The organism is Catenulispora sp. MAP12-49, assembly GCF_041262705.1.
GTDB lineage: Bacteria > Actinomycetota > Actinomycetes > Streptomycetales > Catenulisporaceae > Catenulispora.
Genome location: NZ_JBGCCP010000002.1, coordinates 613,281 through 634,326 on the forward strand (window position 1 = coordinate 613,281; position 21,046 = coordinate 634,326).

At 72.4% G+C, this 21,046-nt stretch carries 18 protein-coding genes; 2 read left to right on the forward strand and 16 right to left on the reverse strand.

The window, feature by feature from the left end; all coding sequences use genetic code 11:
- Nucleotides 1-17 precede the first annotated feature (17 nt).
- Nucleotides 18-1,016 carry a phosphotransferase family protein gene (locus ABIA35_RS06720; RefSeq protein ID WP_370357302.1) on the reverse strand — a complete coding sequence of 333 codons (999 nt, stop codon included), beginning with the start codon at nt 1,014-1,016 and terminating at the stop codon, nt 18-20.
- Between the two features lie 348 nt (nt 1,017-1,364).
- Nucleotides 1,365-2,066 (reverse strand): hypothetical protein, encoded by a 702-nt coding sequence (locus tag ABIA35_RS06725; RefSeq protein ID WP_370357303.1) that lies wholly within the window; start codon nt 2,064-2,066, stop codon nt 1,365-1,367.
- Nucleotides 2,067-2,234: 168 nt separating this feature from the next.
- On the opposite strand from ABIA35_RS06725, the gene ABIA35_RS06730 reads away from it, so the two are divergent.
- Both ABIA35_RS06730 and ABIA35_RS06735 read left to right on the forward strand, forming a co-directional pair.
- Nucleotides 2,235-2,783 (forward strand): DUF1707 domain-containing protein, encoded by a 549-nt coding sequence (locus ABIA35_RS06730; RefSeq protein WP_370357304.1) that lies wholly within the window; start codon nt 2,235-2,237, stop codon nt 2,781-2,783.
- 150 nt (nt 2,784-2,933) lie between these two features.
- Nucleotides 2,934-3,179: a DUF6289 family protein gene (locus ABIA35_RS06735; protein WP_370357305.1), complete on the forward strand. Its 246-nt coding sequence runs from the start codon at nt 2,934-2,936 to the stop codon at nt 3,177-3,179.
- A 65-nt stretch (nt 3,180-3,244) separates the two neighbouring features.
- Here the strand turns inward: ABIA35_RS06735 and efeB are convergent, their stop codons facing one another.
- The 14 genes from efeB to ABIA35_RS06805 form a co-directional block, all read right to left on the reverse strand.
- Nucleotides 3,245-4,567, reverse strand: coding sequence for an iron uptake transporter deferrochelatase/peroxidase subunit (efeB, locus tag ABIA35_RS06740; RefSeq protein ID WP_370357306.1), 1,323 nt, complete (start codon nt 4,565-4,567; stop codon nt 3,245-3,247).
- A gap of 57 nt (nt 4,568-4,624) precedes the next feature.
- Nucleotides 4,625-5,860 carry an iron uptake system protein EfeO gene (gene efeO / locus ABIA35_RS06745; protein ID WP_370357307.1) on the reverse strand — a complete coding sequence of 412 codons (1,236 nt, stop codon included), beginning with the start codon at nt 5,858-5,860 and terminating at the stop codon, nt 4,625-4,627.
- An 85-nt stretch (nt 5,861-5,945) separates the two neighbouring features.
- On the reverse strand, nt 5,946-7,499 hold the full coding sequence (efeU, locus tag ABIA35_RS06750; protein WP_370357308.1) for an iron uptake transporter permease EfeU: 1,554 nt from the start codon (nt 7,497-7,499) through the stop codon (nt 5,946-5,948).
- 107 nt (nt 7,500-7,606) lie between these two features.
- Nucleotides 7,607-8,713 (reverse strand): LLM class flavin-dependent oxidoreductase, encoded by a 1,107-nt coding sequence (locus tag ABIA35_RS06755; RefSeq protein ID WP_370357309.1) that lies wholly within the window; start codon nt 8,711-8,713, stop codon nt 7,607-7,609.
- A complete protein-coding gene (locus tag ABIA35_RS06760; protein ID WP_370357310.1) occupies nt 8,710-9,531 on the reverse strand; it encodes an alpha/beta hydrolase in 822 nt (273 codons plus the stop codon). Before ABIA35_RS06760 ends, ABIA35_RS06755 begins: the two co-directional genes overlap by 4 nt.
- An 8-nt stretch (nt 9,532-9,539) precedes the next feature.
- A complete protein-coding gene (locus tag ABIA35_RS06765) occupies nt 9,540-10,700 on the reverse strand; it encodes an LLM class flavin-dependent oxidoreductase (RefSeq protein ID WP_370357311.1) in 1,161 nt (386 codons plus the stop codon).
- Nucleotides 10,701-10,764: 64 nt separating this feature from the next.
- On the reverse strand, nt 10,765-11,958 hold the full coding sequence (locus ABIA35_RS06770; protein WP_370357312.1) for an acyl-CoA dehydrogenase family protein: 1,194 nt from the start codon (nt 11,956-11,958) through the stop codon (nt 10,765-10,767).
- Nucleotides 11,955-14,294: a molybdopterin-dependent oxidoreductase gene (locus ABIA35_RS06775; RefSeq protein WP_370357313.1), complete on the reverse strand. Its 2,340-nt coding sequence runs from the start codon at nt 14,292-14,294 to the stop codon at nt 11,955-11,957. Before ABIA35_RS06775 ends, ABIA35_RS06770 begins: the two co-directional genes overlap by 4 nt.
- Nucleotides 14,295-14,318: 24 nt before the next feature.
- On the reverse strand, nt 14,319-15,437 hold the full coding sequence (locus tag ABIA35_RS06780; protein WP_370357314.1) for an LLM class flavin-dependent oxidoreductase: 1,119 nt from the start codon (nt 15,435-15,437) through the stop codon (nt 14,319-14,321).
- Between the two features lie 53 nt (nt 15,438-15,490).
- Nucleotides 15,491-16,273 (reverse strand): ABC transporter ATP-binding protein, encoded by a 783-nt coding sequence (locus ABIA35_RS06785; RefSeq protein WP_370357315.1) that lies wholly within the window; start codon nt 16,271-16,273, stop codon nt 15,491-15,493.
- Nucleotides 16,270-17,232, reverse strand: coding sequence for an ABC transporter ATP-binding protein (locus ABIA35_RS06790; protein WP_370357316.1), 963 nt, complete (start codon nt 17,230-17,232; stop codon nt 16,270-16,272). Before ABIA35_RS06790 ends, ABIA35_RS06785 begins: the two co-directional genes overlap by 4 nt.
- A complete protein-coding gene (locus ABIA35_RS06795) occupies nt 17,210-18,100 on the reverse strand; it encodes an ABC transporter permease (protein ID WP_370357317.1) in 891 nt (296 codons plus the stop codon). The genes ABIA35_RS06790 and ABIA35_RS06795 overlap by 23 nt, the downstream gene beginning before the upstream one ends.
- Nucleotides 18,097-19,290 carry an ABC transporter permease gene (locus ABIA35_RS06800; RefSeq protein WP_370357318.1) on the reverse strand — a complete coding sequence of 398 codons (1,194 nt, stop codon included), beginning with the start codon at nt 19,288-19,290 and terminating at the stop codon, nt 18,097-18,099. Before ABIA35_RS06800 ends, ABIA35_RS06795 begins: the two co-directional genes overlap by 4 nt.
- Complete coding sequence (locus ABIA35_RS06805) at nt 19,287-20,846, reverse strand: ABC transporter substrate-binding protein (protein WP_370357319.1); 1,560 nt, start codon at nt 20,844-20,846, stop codon at nt 19,287-19,289. The genes ABIA35_RS06800 and ABIA35_RS06805 overlap by 4 nt, the downstream gene beginning before the upstream one ends.
- Between the last annotated feature and the right edge of the window lie 200 nt (nt 20,847-21,046).

Here is a 21,046-nt window from a genome sequence, read left to right on the forward strand (position 1 = left end):
CAAGGCCGGAAGTCGTGTCAGGGCCGGAACTCAAGCGCCTGGCGCAGGTGAAAGTCGGCAAGGTCGCGGAACCACTGGCGTTGGGGGTGGTCGCTCTCGGCGATGCGCAGCGGTCCGGCGACCAGGTCGATGTGCATGGCGAACTGGTACAGACGCATCCGGTCTTCGTCGAGGTCGTCGCGGCGCAGGCGGTCGTAGTGCCGCTCGAAGCGCATGCGGGTGAAGACGTGTTCCCACTCGATGTCGAAGTACATCAGGCCTTCGATGTCGATGAGCACGGGTACGCCATCGGGGCCGACCAGGACGTGATCCGGACCGAGCTCGCCGTGGATCAACCCGATCCGCGACCGCGGTACCACCCGGGCGGCGAGGGAATGCAGCATCTCGATGAGGGCACCACGACCGGCCTCGGCACGCGGATCCCGCCCGGCGACCTCGTCAACCTCGGCCAGCGCCCGGTCCAGGACCGTCCTCTCGCACGACGCGGCCCTCGATCGGCCGCCCGCATCGACGAACCCGACCTTGCCGAAAGCAGGCGCGCCATAAGCGTGCATCCTGCCCAGCGACTCGGCCAGCACCTCCAGACTCGCCGCGCCGGCATCGGGCTCACGGCCCAGCAGCTCCTCCAGAGTCGTGCCGCCGGCGTCCTCGACGATGGCGACCTCCGCGGGATACCGGCTACGACTGCGGTCGGCCAACAGAAGAGCAGGGCTGCGAACGCCGAGATCGGCCAGCCGCACACTGGCAGCCTCGAACAGATCCAGCCCTGAGGCATGAGAGAACGGATCGGCCGGATCGGCGGCGTCATCGGGCAGCACACCGTGCCAGTAGTCCTCGACCGGATCCCAGATGTAGACGACGACGCAGGTCCCGTCATCCAACCGCAGCCGATAGACACCCTTCTTGGACCCGTTGGGCAGCCGCCGCGATTCGGCGATCCGACGATCCGTACCGAACGCGGCCGTCACGAGATCGGCGAGCTGGCCGGCGTCGGCAAAACGTCGTTCGGTGTCCAAGGCTGTTCCTCCCCGCAGACGAAGCCGTCACGCTGCCATGCCGCCGTCTCGGGTCGCAAACGATTTCGTTCAACTGATTTCGTTCAACTGGCGCAGACAGCGGCCAACACCCTGGTCGGCGCGGCCGCGACCCAGACACTGGCGCAACGCCGCCTCGACGACACGTCCGGCGAGATCGAACGAGCCACCGACCCCGCCGAGCGGGACCGCGTCCCCTCGCCAGGGTGTCGGCTGCTACCAGACGTTCGAGGGTGGCACGTCCAAACTGGAGCGCGGAGAGCCATACCTATAGCGTCTCCCCGTTCCACGGCCCAGGCTCCGCCAAGACCGCCGTTACGGCGACTCAGACTACTGATGGCTGATCCGGACCACCATCACGCACAGCGCCAGCACAGCGGCGCAGGATCCCGCGACGACGCCCAGGTCCACGCGCGGTTCGGTCCCGAAGGCGAGCACCACCGCGTTGGCGACCAGCACGACCCCGGCCATGAGGCTGGTAAGCATGACGAACTGCGGCACGCCGCGCAGAAGGACGATCCTGTCGCCCCGGTCGCGAGCCGTTGTGACGGCCACCGGCAGCAGGAGCATCGCCAGTCCGAGTAGTAACGATGTACCGGCCAGCTCGGATTGCGTCCCCTCCTTGGCAACGTCCCTGGCCCCCTCGCGCAGCCCGTAGCCGCTGACCGTCACCACCTTGCCCCGCGTCTCGGTCAGGACCAGTTCGTCGCCGCCTTGCGCCCGGCGGACCAGCGAATTCGAGCCGAGGAACTCGACATCGACGTATCCGTGCGCGGTCCAGGCCTCGAGGACGTATTCGAGAGTCCTGCCCGAGCCGGAGCGCGTCACACTTGCCACCGTGCCGATGACGTCCTGCCGACAGTCGGCGTCCCACGCGGCGCCGGCAGGGCACGGTTTCGCAGCAGAGAGCTCCTCCTCGGCAGCGACAGCCCCGATGCCGCGCGGAAGCAGGAACAGCGCGAAACCCAGGCAAGCCAGGCCGGCCAGGCCGGTGCCCAGGGTCCTGCGGTTGAGCCATCGCCCCGTCATCATGCCCCCGAACGCACACAGCCCGGCCGATCCGACCTGCTCGCCTCGCTCGTCTCACGAGCGCCACCGCAAGTTCTACACCCGCTGATCAGGCACAAGAAGCGGCCGAGCTGTTTGCATCTCGTTTGCGTCGCCCGCCCGAACCGGCTCAGTTCTCAATACGATGACCCCATGACAGAGTCGAGCTCCGCTCGGGCACGCCAGCGCGTCAGCCCCGAGGAACGGGAAGAGGCCGCCGAACGCATCCGGCTCGCCGCGGGCGAGGGGCGGCTGAGCCTGGAGGAGCTCGATGCGCGTATCGAGGCCGCGTTTTCCGCGCTGACTTATGGGGATTTGGACGCTCTGGTCGACGACCTCCCCATGCCGCCGGCCCCTGCCGTGCCGGACTCCGTGCGGCTCGCCATCAGTCACGGCCACCTTGAGCGGGTCGGCCTCTGGCAGATACCTCGCCGCCTCGTCGTCGACCTCTCCCTCGCTTCGGCCTACTTGGACTTCCGAACCGCTCCGCTCCCGTCGGGCGGGCTGGAGATCTGGTTCCAGGCCGAGAGGAGCAAGATTGTTCTGGCCGTTCCGGCCGACACGGCCGTGAGCGCCGACGAATTGGGGCTCCATCGGGGCAAGGTCGTGGACCGGGGACGTCCGCGCGGCGTGAGCGGCCCGGCGATACGCCTGACCGGCGACCTGCGGGGCTCCAAGCTGACGGTGAAGCGCCCGGGCTGACGGTGAAGCACCCGGGCCGACCCTGACCGGGCGCTCCTTTCAGCCATCGCGGACCCGCCGAACCATATTCGTGTTCTGCGAAACCCCGTTCGGGAACAAACGAGTCCTGCGCCTGCCCCAGGCCTGGTCCCTCCCGAAAGGAACCCCACGATGCTCCGTCGCATGGTGTTCGGCGCCGCCCTCATCGGCGCGGCGATCCTGGTGCCCGTCAGCTCGGCCAACGCGTTGCCGCCCGGCGGCGGCAACGGCACACAGAACTCCCTGACCTACTACAGCGACGCTCAGCACACACAGGTGGTCGGCGGCCAAGGCTACGACTGCCAGGGCAACCCGTGGCACTGGGGCACCACCAGCCCGTACTCCGTCTTCGCCATCAGCAGCTGCCTGCCGAGCTGAGCTGAGCGCCGCGAGCCGACACCGGGGCCGGACGGGACGGGACTGGACGGCCAACGCAAAGCCGGTCAGGCGAACAGCGTCTTCCCCCACCAATCCCCGGCCGCCCCCAGCCCCGGCGGCACCGCGAACAGGGCGCTGCCGGTGTGCCGGATGTACTCGTTCAAGTTGTCGTGCCGGCCCAGGCGGGTCTGGATGGGCACGAACTGCTTGCGCGGGTCCTTCTGGTACGCCAGGAAGAACAGGCCCGCGTCCAGGAGGCCCGTCGTGGGGTCGATGCCGTCCGTGTAGGAGTAGCCGCGGCGCAGGATCTTCTGGCCGGCGTTGTTCTCGGGGGCGGCCAGGCGGATGTGGGCGAAGTCGGGGATCGTGGGTTGGCCGTCGGGGCCATTGGCGGTGAAGTCGGGGGTGTCGAATTCGGTCTTGCCGGTCAGGGGTGCGCCGGTGGTCTTGGTGCGGCCGAAGACGCGTTCCTGGTCGGCCAGGTAGTCGGTGTCCCAGGACTCGATCAGCATGCGGATGCGGCGGGCCACCAGGTAGCTGCCGCCCTTCATCCACTGCTGGTCGGTCTCCTCGCCGACCCAGACGTAGCCGGCCAGGTCGGCCGAGCTCTCGCCCTTGATGTTGCGGGTGCCGTCCTTGAAGCCCATCAGGTTGCGCTCGGTCTGCTGGCCGACGGAGGTCGACGAGGTGCGGCCGAAGCCCAGCTGCGACCAGCGGATCACGGCCGTGCCCCGGGCCAGGCGCGCGAAGTTGCGGATGGCGTGGAAGGCGACCGTCGGATCGTCGGCGCACGCCTGCACGCACAGGTCGCCCCCGCTGCGCGCGGGCATCAGGGAGCTGTCGCCGGGCAGCGCGGGCAGGTCGGCCAGGGCCGCCGGACGCCGCGAGGCGAGCCCGAAGCGCTGGTCGAACAGGGACGGCCCGAAGCCGACCGTGATCGTCAGCTTCGCCGCGGACAGCCCGTCGGCCTCGCCGGTGTCGATCGGCGGCGCCTGCGGATCGGTCTCCACCGCGCCGACCGGCAGCCCCCGCGTCATCTGCGCCGCGGCAGCGGCCCACGTGCCCAGTAGCACCTGTAGATCCCGAGCCGAGGTGCTGGTGACGTCGAAGGCCGCGAACGCCAGCCGGTCCTGCGCCGGCGTGGCGATCCCGGCCTGGTTCGCGCCGTAGAACCGCACGATGTCGGCCGCGGGGTTCGGCGCCGGGGCGGCGGCGGGCTTGTCGCTGACGGGCTTGTCGCCGGCGGTGGCGCGGGCGACGCCGAACCCGGCCCCGCCGACCGCGGCGGCCCCGGCCGTGACGCCGAGCGCCCGCCCCAGCAGCTGCCGCCGACTGGCCCCGCCGGAGGCCGTGCCGGGCTCTGACGTCTCATCCACTGCGGATCCCATTCCTGTTTCGTCTATTCGTCTGTTCGTCTAGTCGTGTCCGGCGGGCCCAGATCGGCTCTAGGACTTCGTCACCTTCGCCGCCACCTGCGACAGCGGCTCCTGCACCGCCTTCACCGCGGCGGCCAGCTTCTGCTTGTCCGCGTCCTGCAGCGAGGAGTACAGCGCGAAGCCCGAGGCGTTGTCGCCGCTGCGGTACCCGTCGACCAGCTTGTCCAGGGCCGTGAAGGCGTCGGAGATGCTGCCGGTCAGCGCCGGGTCGATCTTCTGCAGCGCCGGCTTGAGGTCGGCGAAGGCCTGCTCGGCGCCCTCGTCGTTGCCCTGGAAGTCGAGCAGGTCGATGTGCGAGTACCGCTCCTCCTCGCCGGTGATCTTGCTGCTGGACACCTCGTCGAGCAGCTCCTGCGCGCCGTTGGCCAGCTCGAAGGGCTTGTACTCCAGGCCCGCGGTCAGCGACTGGAGCTTCTGCACGTTCGTCACCAGCGTGTCGCCGTACTGCGACAGGCCGGCCAGGCTCTTGTCGGCGAACAGGCCCTTCTCGATCCGGTGGAACCCGCCCCACTGGGCGTCCGGCACGTCGCCCTGGCGCGCGTCGATGTCGGCGTCCAGGTTGTCGCTGCCGCTGGTGAACGACTCGGCGACCGGCTCGATCTTCTCGTAGTACGGCCGGGCCTTCATGTACGCCTTCTGCGCGGCGTCCAGGTCCGAGCCCTTCAACGCGGCCTGAAGCGCCTGGCTCGTCTGCACCAGGTACCCCATCTGAGTGTTGACGTAGGCGGCGTACTCCTTGGCGCCCTGCGCCAGCAGCGTGGCGGTGTCGCTGTCGCCGGAGGTCGGCGCGGTGCCGGTGACGGTCAGGGTCTGGTTCGGCTTGCCGGAGCCCGGGCAGTACAGCGAGTACGAACCGGCGTCCACCGCGACGGTGAAGGAGCCGGTGAAGCCCGGCGGCAGGTTCTCCTTCTCGCCGACGATCCGCTGCCCGCTCTGGAGCTCGACCTCGCTGACGGCGGTCGCGTCCTTGTTGGCGATCTCGAAGGTGACCTGGCCGGCCGGGAAGGTCGTCTTGTCCACGGCGCAGCCCTCGGCCGCGGTGATGCTGACCGCCGCCCTGTGCGGGTCGCCGGCCGGGGCCGAGGAGGAGGACGAGGCGGCACCGGCCGCAGCGGACTTCGAGTCCGACCCGCTGGACTTGGAGGAAGCGCATCCGGCCAGCGTGCCGGCGGCGAGCGCCGCCACGGCCAGGCCGGCGAAGGCGGCCCGCGGTCGGCGGGCGGGGACGGCGCTCGTGGTCTTCAAGGCTGCTCCTGACAGGGCTCGGGGAACTTCGGGGCTCGACAGCGAATACTTAAGAGAGCAATTACTTAGGTAAGGCTTGCCTAAGTTACACGGATCCCGAAGGACTCACCGCCGCTTCCGCGGTGACGTGCGTCACATGCGAGCGCCGCTCGCGCCGTGTGAGCATCGCGAGCCAGGCCACGTAGACACAGGCCAGAGCCGTGACGCCCGCACTGAGCCAGGCCCCGGTCACGAATCCGTCGCGGCGGTCCAGCGCGGTCAGGTCGTGCCGGGCCGCGGCGGCCTCGGCGTGCGCGGCGGCGGCGGGCATCGTGTGGTCGGCGGTCGCCACCGGCTTGTCCAGCGCCACGTCCCCGACCGGCGTAGCGACGAGCGTGCCGCGGGTGGTGTCGGTGGATCGCAGATCGATGACACGGCCGGTCTTGGGCTCGACCCACAGGGTGGTCGACGTCGTCTCCGCGTAGTCGACGCGTACCGACCCGGCGTTCTGGCCCTGATTCGCCGGGCGCACGCCCAGGGGCAGCCGTCCGCCGTTGAGCTGGGCCGCCTCGTCGTAGCTCAGTGATGCCGGCCGGCCGGTGGCGGCGCCGGTGTGGGTAGCGGTGTAGACGTCGGTGGCGATGCCGTCGTGCGTCTCAGCACCGGTGCGCTGCGCGGTGACGTCCACCGGCCCGGCGTCGACACCGGCGCCGGTGTCGACGCGGAACGTCGCGGTGGCCGAGGGAGCCTCGGTGTGCGGAGCGGACGGCGCGGCGAAGACCAGCGCGATCGCCGTGACGGCCCCGACGGCGGCCACCCCGATCGCGGCGCGCGCCAGCGGGCCCCGGGCCGGGGTCCGGGTCGGCGGCCAGGCCACGAACAGCCCGATCGGCACCAGGTAGACCAGCCATCCGACGACCTCGATCAGCACCGGATGCTGCTGGACCCCGAGCATCCCGGTGAGCAGCGCCGACTGCACCGAGCCGGGCCGCACCACGCCGCTGAGGTCCACGGTCGACTGCTGCCCGGCGTTCAGCCAGCCGGCCTCGTGCGCGGTGTGCAGCGCGGTGGCCACCAGCCCGGCGGCGACCAGCACCAGCACGATGCCGGTGGCCCGGAAGAACTTCGACAGGTTCAGCCGCACGCCGCCCCGGTAGATGCCGTAGCCGAGCAGCACCGCGACCGCGATCCCGGCCAGCGCGCCGCCGCCGGCCTGCGTGGCGTTGCCGGACTCGTGGAAGGCGGCGAGCAGGAAGACCACCGTCTCGAAGCCCTCGCGCAGCACGGCCAGGAACGCCATGAGCACCATGGCCCGGCCGGCCGCGCCCTGCGCCATGGCGTCGGCGGCAAGTCCCTCAAGCTGCTTCTTCAGCCCGCGGGAGTTCCGCCGCATCCAGACCACCATGTACGTGACCATGCCGACGGCCAGCACGCCGACGACCGTCTCCAGGCCCTCCTGCTGCTTCTGCGGCAGTTCGGCCGAGGCGGCCTCCAGGCCCACGCCGACCGCGAGGCACAGCACCACCGCCGCCGCGATCCCGGCCCAGACCCAGCGCAGCAGGTCCTTGCGGCCTTGCTGGCTCACGAACGCCGCGATGATCCCCACGATCAGCGCGGCCTCCAGTCCTTCCCGGAGTCCGATGACGAAGGTAGGCAGCATGGGTCCGTCCCGTTTCGAGCGCTCGTAAGGATAGGCAAGCCTATGTTAGGTAAGCCTTTCCTTGCGAGGAGCCCCGGGGTTCCGATTCACCGCCCGGGGGACCCGATTCACGGCTTTCGCAGCAGCGGCAGCAGGTTCTCCCCGACCGTGTAGGCCTCCTCCAGGTGCGGCTGTCCGGACAGGATGAAGTGCTCGACGCCCAGCGCGCGGTACTCGGCGATCCGCTCGGCGACCTGCTCGTGGCTGCCGACCAGCGCGGTGCCGGCGTGCCTGCGGACCAGCGCGAAACCCGCCCACAGATTGGGGGCGACCTCCAACCGGTCCGCTCCCCCGGCGGTCAGTGCCGTCATGCGGCGCTGACCGACCGAGGTCGAGGCTTCGAAGCGGCGCCGGGCCACGGCGATGGCGGCCGGGTCCAGCGCCGCCAGCATGCGATCGGCCTCCGCCCAGGCATCGGCCGCGGTGTCGCGAGTGATGACATGCAGCCGGATGCCGAACCGCGGTGGCTCGCGATCCAGGGCGGCGGCACGTTCGCAGACCCGTTCGAGCTGCGCCGCGACCGCCTCGGGCGGCTCGCCCCAGGCCAGGTGGACGTCGGCATGGCGGGCCGAGACATCGGCCGCCGCGGCCGAGGCGCCTCCGAGGTAGACCGTGGGCGGCGGGCCGTCCAGCGGGCGCCCGACGGTCGCGCCGGCCACGTCGTAGTGCTCGCCCACGAAGTCGAAGGGCTTGTCGTCCCAGGCGCCTCGCAGGACGCTGATGAACTCCGCGGTGCGCTCGTAGCGCCGGTCGTGGCCGAGCCGGTCGCCGAAGCGGCGCTGCTCCTGCTCGTCGCTGCCGGTGACGATGTTCAGCGCGACACGTCCGCCGGACTGCTGCTGGAACGTCGCGGCCATCTGCGCGGCCAGCGTCGGCGCGATCGAGTCCGGCCGCAGCGCGACGATGAAGGTCAGGGCGCTGGTCAGGGCGGCCAGCGCGGCGGTGGTGATCCAGGGATCCTGGCACCAGGTGCCGGTCGGCGTCAGGACAGATTCGAAGCCCAGGCGCTCGGCGGCCCGGGCCACATCGGCCAGGTACCCCAGATCCGGCGGCCGGCCGGCGGCACGCGGGTCGTCGGTCGCGGTGCGGGAGTGGGCCCAGCCGACGATGTCCCGGCCGTCCCCGGCGGTGGGCAGGTACCAGTGGACGTGCGGGCCCCGGCCGGGGGTCGTCACCGCGCCGCCGCCGGCTCGGTCGCGGGCCGCACCGCCAGCAGTGAGCGGGCCGGTCCTTCCCCCCGCAGCCGCTCCAGCCACTGCACGACGTGCGCGGCGACGGTGCGGTGGATCGCGTCGTTGAGCACGTCGTGCGACGGAGTCCGGGCCAGCACCAACTCGGCGCCGGGCAGCCGGTCGGCCAGCGCCGATGCCTCCGAGGCCGGCGCGAGCTGGTCGTCGATGCCGTGCAGGAGAAGGGCGGGAATCGCCAGGGAGTCCAGCGCCGGATCGTCGAGCACCGCCGACAACTGTGCCGACACCGGTTCGGACAGCGCACCCCTGACGAAGTCGTGGTCGGCGTCCAGGCGCGCGCGATGCGTCGGACAGGCGGTACGCGCTTCCAGTTCCGCCTGCCAGTCCCCCGGTCCGGCGAACTGCACCCGGCCGGGGACGCCCACCAGAATCAGGCCGCCGATCGCGACTGTGCCGGACAGCGCCAGCGAAAGAGCATTCAAGGCGCCGGTGTCCGAACCGACGAGCACCACCGGCCCCGGGGCAACGGCGGCGAGCCCGGCAACAGTCTCGGCGAGCGCCGCGGCCCCGGCGCCGACACTGGCACCGACACCGACACCGACACCGACACCGACGGAATCACCGGTATCGCCGGCACCGACCGCGTGCACGGCGTAGGCGTCGTAGGCCAGCCGTCGTCCGAAACGCTCGTACACCCCGCCGTGCTCGCCCCGGCCGGGCAGGACCACGACCGTGCCGCGCACCGCCGCCGGGCCCTCGGGCAGCCAGCTGTGCGTCACCGACGCCGTCACAGTCACATTCACAGCCACAGTCACCGCGCCGCCCCGCTCAAGGCCGGTTCGGTCGCGACCGAACCCGATGCCGGCGTGCCGGAACCCTCGTTCTCTCGGCGCGCGACCTCCTCACGAACCAGCGGGATGAGGTGGCGGCCGTAGTCGATCGCGTCGTCGAGCGGGTCGTAGCCGCGGATGAGCAGCGTCGTGACGCCGATGTCCACATAGTCCAGCAGCGCCTGCGCCACCGTCTCCGGGGTGCCGACCAGCGCCGTGGAGTTGCCGCCGGCGCCGGAGGCCTTGGCCGTGGCGGTCCACAGCGCGCGGTCGTGGCGGTCGCCCTTCTCGGCGGCGGCGAGCAGACGCTGCGAGCCGACGTTCTCCGGCGCCTGGCCCGGCGTGCGCCAGGGGGCCTTCTTCGCCGACCAGAACGCGCCGCCGCCTCCGCCCTTGATCTTGTCCAGGATGCGCTCGGCCCGCTCCCAGGCCAGTTCTTCGGTGGCGCCGAGGATCGGCCGGAAGGACACCGAGATGCCGGGTGTGTCGACGCGTCCGGCGGCGGCCGCCGCGGCGTTCACCGCGGCGATCTGCTCGGCGGTCTCGGCCAGCGGCTCGCCCCACAGCGCGAAGGTGTCGGCGTGCTTGCCGCCGACCCGGTACGCGGCCTCGGAGGAACCGCCGAAGTACAGCGGGATCCGGGTGACCGGCTTGACCTCCGCGTGGTGGCCCTCGAACTTGTAGTACTCGCCGTCGTGGTCGAAGGGCTCCTCCGCGGTCCAGACGCGGCGCAGGATGCCGAGGTACTCGTCGGTGCGGGCGTAGCGCTCGTCCTTGGTCAGGTAGTCGCCGTCGCGGCGCTGTTCGGCGTCGTGGCCGCCGGTGATGGTGTGGACCGCGACGCGGCCGTCGGTGAACTGGTCCAGGGTGGCGAACTGCCGGGCCGCCAGGGTCGGCGCGACGAAGCCGGGCCGGTGCGCGACGAGCAGGCTCAGGCGCTCGGTGTGCGCCGCGGCGTATGCGGCGACCTGGCTGCCCTCGGGGAAGCCGGAGCCGTAGCCGATGAGGATCCGGTCGAAGCCGGCGTCCTCGTGGGCCCGGGCGAAGCGGCGGGTGTAGTCGGGGTCGATGATCGGGCCGGGGACGTGGAACGTCTCGGAGCCCGGCTTGGTGCCGATCATGCCGATGAACTCGACGGGCATCGGGATCTCTCCTTGCTCGGTGTCGCGGGTTTCTTGGGTTCGGGTCGATCAGTGCTGGGGTCGATCAGTGCTGGCTGTGTGCGGTGGTGGTGTGGCGGGCCAGGGCGGCGGCCCCGAGCGCGGCGGTGATGCTGTCGTCCTGCGGGGTGTGCACTCGCGAGCACAGGACGTCGCGCAGGTGCCGCTCCAGCGGATTGCGGCGGGTCAGGGCGTTGTTGCCGATCAGCGCGACGGCGCGCTCGACCGCGCCGATCGCCGCGCGGGTGCCGATCAGCTTGGCCGCGCCGCTGTGCTCGGCGGCGCGGCGGTCCCCGGCGTCCACGCGCTCGGCCAGCGCCTCGACCAGCGCGAGCGCCCCGAACAGGGCCGCCTCGATCTCCCCGACCTCGGCCTGGAACCGAGGCAGCGTGGCCAGCGGACGGCCCAGGGCCGAGGGGGTCCGTTCGTGCAGGAAGCCGACGAGCCAGTCGCGGGCGGCCTCGGCGACGCCGAGGTACAGCGCGGTCAGCCCGAGGTTGTTCCAGGCGATCAGGCCGGGGTCGCGCCGGGGGTCGGGCTCGGCGGGGTCGGTCAGGCCGGCGGTGGCCCCGCGCGGGATCCGGACCCGGTCCAGGATCACGTCGTGGCTGCCGCTGGCGCGCAGTCCCAGATGGTCCCAGGTCGGCTCGATGCTCAGGCCCGCCGCGCCGGCCGGGACCAGGAACGAGCCGACGCGCGGCGGCTCCTCGTCGGTCCGGGCCCACACCGCCAGTCGGCGAAGGCCGGGCGCGCCGGTGGAGAAGATCTTGTGCCCGGTCAGCACCCAGTCCTCGCCGTCGGCACGCGCCGTGGTGGCCGGCAGGCCGCCCCGGGCCGGGGTTCCCAGGTCGGGCTCGACGCGCAGCGCGTTGACCAGCGCCGGACCCCGGGCCGATTCCTCCAGCAGCTCGCGGTAGGACTCCTCGGGCCAGGTGGGGTTCGAGTCCTGGAGCGCGTGGGTGAACAGGGTCATCGCCGAGACCAGCGCCACCGACGGGTCGCCGGCGCCCAGAGCGCGCAGGACGCGCACGGTCCCGGCGAGCCGCACCCCGGCGCCGCCGTACCGTTCGCCGACCGTCGCGGTCAGCAGCCCGGCGCGGTGGACCCGGTCGACGCCGTCGAACGGGAAGGACGCGGCGCGGTCGTGGCCCTCGGCGCGCTCGGCGAGGAACGCCGTCACGTCCGCGAGTTGGTCGAACGCCGGCGGGATCAGAGCGGCATCGGTGGTCGGGGTGCTCACAAGTCTTCCTTTCTCAACAGGACCGGCGGTTCGGTGACCGTGACCGGCGGCGGTTCACCCTCGAAGCGCTCGACGTCGACCAGCGCGTGCTGGCCGGTGCAGCCCTGCGACAGCCGCGAGGAGGGGAGGTCGGCGGTGAGGGCGTTGGGGTTGCCGTGCGCGCACCAGGGCTCGTCGTCGAAGCCGGGGACGGGGTCGAACCACGCGCCGGTGGGCAGCTGCACCACTCCGGGCCGCAGCCCTTCGGTCAGCACGGCCCCGGCCAGACAGGCGCCCCGGGCGTTGAAGATCCGGACCAGGTCGCCGTCGGCGATGCCGCGCGGGGCCGCGTCGGCCGGGTGGATCCGGACCGGCTCGCGCCCGCCGACCTTCGAGCCCTGACTCAGGGCCCCGACATCGAGCTGGCTGTGCAGCCGGGTCGAGGGCTGGTTGGCGATCAGGACGAGCGGGGTCCCGGCGTTCGGCTGCTCGTCGGGCTCCAGCCAGGCCGGATACCCCGGGCAGTCCGGGTAGCCGAAGCCGCGTACCTTCTCGGACACGATCTCGATGCGGCCGCTGGGAGTGCGCAGCCGATGCGTGTCCGGGTCGGCACGGAAGTCCTCGAACAGGGTGAAGTGGCTGGGTCCGGCCGGCAGGAGGTACTCCCCCGCCTGCCAGAACTCTTCGAAGGGCGGAACCGCGTGGCCGTCTTTGCTCAGGCCGGCGCGCCAGCCCTCGTAGAGGTGGACCAGCCAATCGCGCGCCGAACGGCCTTCGGTGAACTCCTTTCCGAAGCCCAGCCGTTCGGCCAGGCCGGACAGGATCGTGTAGTCGTCGCGGGCCTCGCCGACCGGGCCGGCGGCGCGGTGCATCGCGATCAGGTGGGTGTCACGGCGTCCGCCGCCAAGGTCCTCGCGCTCCAAGGTCGTGGTGGCGGGGAAGACGATGTCCGCGTGCCGCGCGGTCGAGGTCCAGTAGGGCTCGTGGACGACGACCGTGTCCGGCCGGGCGAACGCGCGACGCAGCCGGCCGAGGTCCTGATGGTGGTGGAAGGGGTTGCCGCCGGCCCAGTACACCAGGCGGATGTCGGGGTAGGTGCGGCGCGCGCCGTCGTAGTCGTACTGCGCGCCGGGGTTCAGCAGCATATCGGCGATGCGCGCGACCGGGATGTACTCGTCCACGGGATTGCGGCCCTGCGACAGGTACGGCAGCCGCAGCTGCGGGCCGTGGTCGCCGACGTCGCCCATGCTGCCGTAGCCGTGGCCGAACCCGCCGCCGGGCAGCCCGATCTGGCCCAGCAGCGCGGCCAGCGCGATCGCGGCCCACACCGGCTGCTCGCCGTGCTGGATCCGCTGCAGCGACCAGGTGACGGTGAGCAGGGTGCGCGAGGCGGCCATGCGCCGTGCCAAGGCCCTGATGTCCTCGGCGGCGATGCCGCACCGGGCCGCGGCCCAGTCGGCGTCCTTGGGAACGCCGTCGGCGGCGCCGCGCACATAGCGCTCGAACTCGGCGGCGCCGACGGTGTACCGGTCAAGGAACGCCCGGTCGTGCAGGTCCTCGACGAGCAGCGTGTGCGCCAGGGCGAGCATCAGCGCCACATCGGTGGCCGGGGCGATCGGGTACCAGGTGGCGTCCACCGGCTCGGGCAGGTCGGCGCGCAGGGGGCTGATGAGCGCGACGTGCGCCGACAGGGCCTCCAGCGCTCCGGGCGTGACGTGCCGGGTCACCCCGCCGGGGGTGACGAACACGTTCTTGGCCGGTATGCCGCCGAACGCGACGATGAGCTCGGTGTTCTCGGTGATGGTCGGCCATGACGAACCGGCGCGCAGCACGGCCTCGGCGTCCCCGACGATGTGCGGGAGCACGACCAGGGAGGTCCCCAGGCTGTAGGAGTTGCGCGAGGAGGTGAAGCCCCCGGCCAGGTTCAGGAACCGGTGCAGCTGGCTTTGCGCGTGGTGGAACCGGCCCGCGCTGGCCCAGCCGTAGGAACCGCCGAACACCGCCTGCGGACCGTGGTCGCGGCGGACCCGGTCCAGCTCGGCGGCGACCAGGTCCAGCGCCTCGTCCCAGCCGACCTCCACGAACGGCTCGCGGCTGCGGCGCGGATCCGGACCCGGGCCGCGCTCCAGCCAGCCGCGTCGGACGGCGGGTCTGCGGACCCTGGTGCGGTGGCGCAGCGCCCCCGGGATGTTGGCCAGCAGCGGGGACGGCGCCGGGTCGGCGGGATGCGGGACCACCGTGATCCCGGCGTCGGTGTGCGTGTCGGCATCGGTGTCAGCGCCGGCGCCGGCCCGCACGCCGAAGGCACCCCAGTGCGAGGTGGTCGGCGAGACCGGCGCGGCGGCGGTCGGCACCATCGGCGGCAACATCGGCAGCGGCCCTCAGACGCCCGCGCCGACCAGCGGCGCACCTTCGTGCTGCGCGCGCACCAGCCGGACGAGGTTGCCGTAGTCCCGGGCGTCGTCCAACGGGGAGAAGCCGCGGATCAGCAGAGTGCTGACGCCGAGGGCGACGTAGTCCAGCAGCGCCTCGGCGACCTGCTCGTAGCTGCCGACCAGGGCCGTGGAGTTCCCGGCGGCGCCGGTCTCCTTGGCCACGGCGGTCCACAGCCGCTTGTCGTGGACGTCGGCCTCGGCGGCGTACTCCAGCAGCCGCTGCGAACCACGCGCGGCGGCGAAGTCCTTCTTGTCGCCGCCCCAGCCCCAGGCCTTGCGCGCTTCGCCGGCCTTCTCCTTGGTCAGCCGCAGCACCTCGGCGGCCCGCTCCCACGCCTCGGCCTCGGTGGCTGCCGGGATCGGGCGCAGGCTGACGCTGAAGCGCGGGTCCCGGCCGAACGGCGCCGCGGCGGCCCGCACCTCGCGGATCCGCTCGGCGATCCCGGCCAGCGGCTCGCCCCAGAACGCGTAGACGTCGGCGTGCTTCCCGCCGACCCGGACCGCGTCCTCGGACGCGCCGCCGAAGTAGACCGGGATGCCACCGGCGTCGGGGCGGATCGCGGACCAGCCGCCGCGCACGGTGTAGAACTCGCCCTCGAAGTCGAAGGGCTCAGTGCTTTCCCATTCCTTGCGCACGACGGTCAGGAACTCGTCGGTGCGGCGGTAGCGGGTGGCCTTGTCGGCCAGGTCGCCGTCCCGGGCCTGTTCGCGGTCGTCGCCGCCGGTGATGGTGTGCAGCGCGACGCGGCCGGGGTGGAAGGCGTCCAGCGTCGCGTACTTGCGCGCGGCATAGGTCGGCGACACGAACCCGGGACGGTGCGCGAGCAGCACCCCGATCCGGGAGGTGCGGGACAGGACCTGGTCGGCGATGACGAAGCCGTCCGGCGAGGCCGAGGAATGCGCGATCAGGACCCGGTCGAAACCGGACTCCTCGTGCGCGAGGGCCAGGTCCTGGAGGTATCCGGGCTGGACCACCGGGCCGTCGGCGACGGCGGTCTCGGTCTCGCTGCCGGGACGGGTCCCGGTGATACCGATGAACTCTATGTGGTTGATCGGGTTTGACACGGTCGTCTCTTTTCTGGCTGGGGCTGCGGGTTCGGGGTCGGCGTCGGGCGAGGTCAGACGGCGGCCGGCCGGAGGCGGCGCAGCCGGGGTGTCGCGGCCACCAGCCGCGCGGTGTACGGGTGTGAGGGTTCTGTCAGGACCCGCTCGACAGGCCCCTCCTCGACGATCCGGCCGCGGTACAGCACCGCGATCCGGTCGGCCAGGCCCGCGAGCGAGGGCAGGTCGTGCGAGATGACCAGCTGCGAAGTGCCCGACCGGTCCCGCAGCCCGGCCAGCAGGGCCAGGACGTGGTTGCGGGCCGCGGCGTCCAGCGCGCTGACTGGCTCGTCGGCGATCACCAGATCCGGCGCGGTGACCAGGGCCCGGGCCAGCAGCACCCGCTGACGCTGACCGCCGGACAGCTGCGCCGGCCGGCGCGCGGCCAGTGCCGGATCCAGGCCCACGGCCCGCAGGGCGTCCGCGACCCGCTCGGCGCGCTCTCCTGCTGGCACCGCCCCGGCCACCGCCAGCGGCTCGGCGACCAGGGCGTTGACGTCCCAGTCCGGGTCCAGCGCCCGCAGCGGGTCCTGGAAGACCAGTTGGAGACGCCCGGTCCGGCGGAAGTCGCGCAGCGCGCGGGCCTTGAGCGCGGTCAGGTCGGTGCCGGCCAGGCTGATCGTCCCGGTGCGAATCGGGACCAGTCCGGCCACGGCGCGTGCCAGGGTGGTCTTGCCCGAGCCGGTCTCGCCGACCACGCCGACGATCTCGCCGGCGCCGACGGTGAGTGCCACGTCGGTCAGCACGGGGCGGCGGCGGTCGTAAGCGACCGTCAGGCCCTTTATCTCCAGGACCGTCATCGCACTCCTCCGGCGGCCGGTTCGCGGTGCCATACCGAGGCGGCCTCGATCAGCGCCCGGGTCCTGGGGTGGGCCGGGTCGGCCACGACGGAGGCGGCGGGGCCCTGCTCGACGATCTCGCCGGCGTCGCACACCAGGACGCGGTCGCAGAGCTCGGCGACGACGGCGAGGTCGTGGGTGACCAGCAGCAGCGCCAGTCCGCGGTCGGTGGCCAGGCGCCGCAGCAGCCCCAGGACGCCGGCTTGGACCAGGGCGTCCAGCGAGCTGGTGGGCTCGTCGGCGACCAGCAGGTCAGGGTCGCCGGACACCGCGATCGCGATCATCACCCGCTGCGCCATGCCGCCGGAGAGCTCGTGCGGGTAGGCGCCGTAGACGGTTTCGGGGTGGCGCAGCCCGACCGAGGCGAACAACTCCAGGGCCCGGGCGCGGGCCCCCTCGCGGTCCAACCCGGTCTTCAGGCGCAGCGCCTCGACCAGCTGGCGTCCGACGGGAATCGAGGGGTTGAGATAGGACGCCGGGTCCTGGAACACCGTGCCGACGCGGGTCCCGCGCACCGCGTCCCAGCCGCGCCGGTCGAGCACGGTCAGGTCGGTGTCCCCGAGACGGATCTCGCCGCCGGTGCGCACGCACCCCGGCGCCAGCAGGCCCAGAACGGCACGGCAGGTCAGGGTCTTGCCGCTGCCGGAGGCGCCGACCAGGCCGACGATCTCCCCGGCGCCGACGGTGAACGAGACCCCGCGGACCAGTTCGGCCCCGCCGGCTTCGACCCGCAGATCCGTGACGGCCAGTGCCACCCGGTGCGCGGCGGGCTTGGCAGGCGCGGCAGGCACGGCGGGCGCGGCAGGCACGGCGGGCGCGGCAGGCACGGCGGGCGCGGCCGCCGGGACAGTCGGTGCGGCCGGTGCGGCCGGTGCGCCGGACTCCAGCGAATCGATCTCAGACAGCTGCGAGGCTGACATCAGCATGCTCCCTTTCCTGTGCGAGCGGCTGCGGACGCGGCCCGTCCAAATCCGGAGCCGCGGCCCCGTCCCGGACCGCGTCGGCCAGGGCGTTGAGGGCCGCGGCGCCGGCCATGATGAGCAGGCCCGGGACCAGCGGCGCCCACGGCTGGACCGACAGGTAGGTCAGGTCGCTGCTGAGGATCTCGCCCCAGGTCGGCAGCGGCGGCTCGACGCCCAGGCCCAGGAACGCCAGCGAGGACACCGTCAGCAGGGCCGCGGCCAGGGCCTGCGCGGTGGTCACGGCGATCGTCGGGGCGACCTTGCCCCAGATGTGCCGGCGCAGGATCCACCACCGGGACGCGCCGGCGAGTTGGGCCGCCTCGACGTACTGGGAGCCGGCCTGGCTCAGCGCCGCCGCCCGGGTGATCCGGAAGAACCGGGGCGCCAGGAGCATGCCGATGGCGGCCATGGCCACGGTGAGGCCGTTGCCCAGCACGCCGGTGACCGCGACGGCGAACACCACGTACGGCAGCGTCAGCAACGCGTCGACGATCCGCGCCGAGACCCACTCGAAGACCGGTCCGAGCCAGACCGAGGCCAGGCCGGGCAGGACGCCGGCGAGCAGTCCGATGCCGACGGCCTCCAGCGCCCCGACCACCGAGGCGCCCGTCCCGGCCATCAGCCGGGACAGCACGTCGCGGCCGAGGTAGTCGGTGCCCAGCCAGTGCCCGGCGCCCGGGCCGCGCAGCGCCGCCGCCGGGTCCTGCGCCAACGGGTCGTGCGGAGCCAGCTGCCGGCCGAAGACCGCCAGCACCGCGATCAGGACGATCACCGCGGCGGCGATCCGCGCCGAGCGGAACCGCCAGGTGCTTCGCAGGATCCTCATGACGCCGCCCCCGCCGTGCCCGCTGCTCCGGCCGCGCCCGCCCCGCCCGCCGTGCCCGCCGCGCCCCGAGCTGCCACGGCACCGCCGATCCGCACTCCGGGCCGCCGCCACGCCGTCCGGCGCCGGGCCCGCGGGTTGAGCCGGACCAGCGCCGCGTTGACGGCGAGATTGCTCACCAGCACCACGGTGATCGTGACCAGCAGCGTGCCCTGCACCACCGGGATGTCATGGGTGGAACCGGCCTGCAGGGCGAGCTGCGCCACCCCCGGCAGCACGAAGATCTTCTCGGCGATCACCGCGCCCCCGATGAGGTTGGGCACTTCCAGGCCCAGCACGGTCAGCGCCGGGCCCGCCGCGTTGCGCAGCACGTGCCGGTACAGCACGCGCCGCGCGCTCAGGCCGCGCGCCGCCGCGCCGACCGCGTAGTTCTCCCCCAGCGCGCCGACCAGCGAGGTCCGCAGCTGCCGGGCCACCGCCGCCGCGGCCTCCACGCTCAGAGCCAGGGCCGGCAGGATCGCGAAGCGCAGCCACTGCACCGGATCCTGGCCCAGCGGCACGTACCCGCCGGACGGCAGCACCTTGAGGAACACCGAGAACACCACGATCAGCGCGATGCCCACCAGGAACGGCGGAACCGTCGCCAGCCCGGAGGCGGTCAGCGTGACCGTCCGGTCCCACCAGCCGCCGGCCCGCCGCGCCGCGCCGACCCCGGCCGCCGTCCCCACCACGGCGGCCAGGAGTAGCGCCAGCACCGCGATCGACAGGTCGACCGGCAGAGCCTGGCTGATGCTCGTGGACACCGGGATCGAGGTGAAGTAGGAGCGGCCGAGGTCCCCGGTCAGGGCGTGGCCCAGCCAGCTCGCGTACTGCACCAGGAACGGCCGGTCCAAGCCGAACTGGTGGTTGACCCGGGCGATGTCGGCCGGCGTCGCGGTGTCCCCGAGCGCGGTCGCGGCCGGGTTGGCCCCGCCGAGCGCGCCGAGGCCGAAGGTGACGAACGAGGCGACGAGGAACACCGTCACCGGGATCGCGGCGAACCTCAGGACCCTGAGCGCGATGCCGGCGGCCCGGCGGGATTCGGGCTCGGGTTCGGGCTCGGATTCGGGCTCGGATTCGGGCTCGGGCTCGGGCTCGGGCTCGGGCTGATCGAGGCCGTCGGCGTCATCCTCGCCGTATCCGTCCGCGCTCACTTGGCCGTCACCCCCTCGAAGCGCTGGACCACGGTGTCGGCGGGAAGGTCGGAGACCGAAGCGGAGTGGGCCAGGATGCGCGGCACGGTGTAGAGGAACACGTTCGGCTCCTGCTGCACCGCCAGCGCGGTCGCCGCCTGGACCACTGCCGGGTAGTCCGGGCTGTCCAGCGGCGTGGAGCTGATCTTGTCGACCGCGGCCTGCAACTCGGGACTGGTGCCCCGGCCGGGGTTGAGCAGCCCCGCCTTGCCGAACAGGACCTGGAAGGCCTGAGCCGTGGAGTCACGGCCGGCGAAGGCGTCGACGGTCAGCGCGCGGGAGTGCTGGACGTAGACGACCTGCGTGAACTGCGCAGCCGGGATCACCTCGATCTTCACGGTGAAGCCGACCGCCTGCAGCTGCGCCTGAAGCTGCTCGGGCACTCCCGCGGCGGCGCTGGTGGTGATGGTGACCGCCGGGTGCGCACCGTACTTGGACGCCGCCAGCAGCGACTTCGCCTTGTCCGGGTTGTACGCGTAGGCATCGCCGACCGCGTCGCTGTATCCCACGTACCCCTTCGGGAACGGCTGGTAGGACACGTCGCCGACGCCGAAGTTCGCGGTCTGCAACAGTGCCTTGCGGTCCACCGCGTACTTCAGCGCCTGGACCACATCCGGGTCGTCGAACGGCGCGATCGTGTCGTTGACGTCCAGGACCGACACCACCAGCGACGGGATCACCTGCACCTTGAGCCCGGCGGACTTGGCCGCGGCCACCAGGTTCCCGGGGATCTGCGCGACGCTGTACTGCCCGGAGGTCAGACCCGCCACGGCGGTCGAGGGATCGGGAAGCGGGTAGAGCTCGAAGTTCGCTATGTGGATCTGCGAGGCGTTCCAGAATCCTGGGTTGCGCACCAGCGAGGCTTTGGAGTTCTGCACATAGGACGAGAGCGTGAAGGGCCCGGCGCCGACCGGCTTGAGCGCCAGACCCGCACGGTTCCCGGTGAACGCTGCCGGGCTGACCAGCATGCCGGTCTTGCCCGCGAACAGCGTCGGGATCTGGAAGTTCGGCTGGGAGAGGTCCACGACCACGGTGTCCGCGTCCGGCGCGCTCACCTGCTTGACGCTGGTCAGCTGCGAGGCGATCAGCGAGTCCTTCTCATCGCGTCCGCGCTCGATGTTCGCCTTGACGGAGGCGGCGTCCAGAGGCGTGCCGTCGCTGAACGTCAGGCCGGGGCGCAGGGTGAAGGTGATCTCGGTGCCGGCGGCGTTGTACTTCCACGAACTGGCCACCGCCGGGACCGCGTTGCCCGCGGCGTCCTCCTGCGTGAGGCCGGAGTAGACCAGCGACAGGGCATGGACATCCCAGCCGGCGGAGGAGGTGACCGGGTCCCAGGAAGTCGGCAGGGCCCACCCCCACTTCAGGGTGCCGGACGCCGCGCCGCCGGTCTTCGCGCTGCCGGTGCTGCCAGTGCTGCCGGCAGTGGCGGTGCCGCCGCAGGCGGCCAGGGACAGGACGGCGGCCGCGGCGGCCAGGCGGCGGCCTGCTTTCAGGAGTGTGGACAGGACGGCGGGCATGGCGGAATCGCCTTTCGGAAAGGAAGAAGTCTTCGGGTGCGGCAACGAGGTGCCGTGCGCCCGCCGTGAAAACGGGAAGGCGACAGCACTCTGCGAAAGGTCGGGTCACAGTGGGATCGGGCGACCTGGTGAGATCGCCACGGCGCCGAGCCTGACCGGGATCGCGCCGGCACGCGGCGATCCGGTCGGGCTTCAGGCGG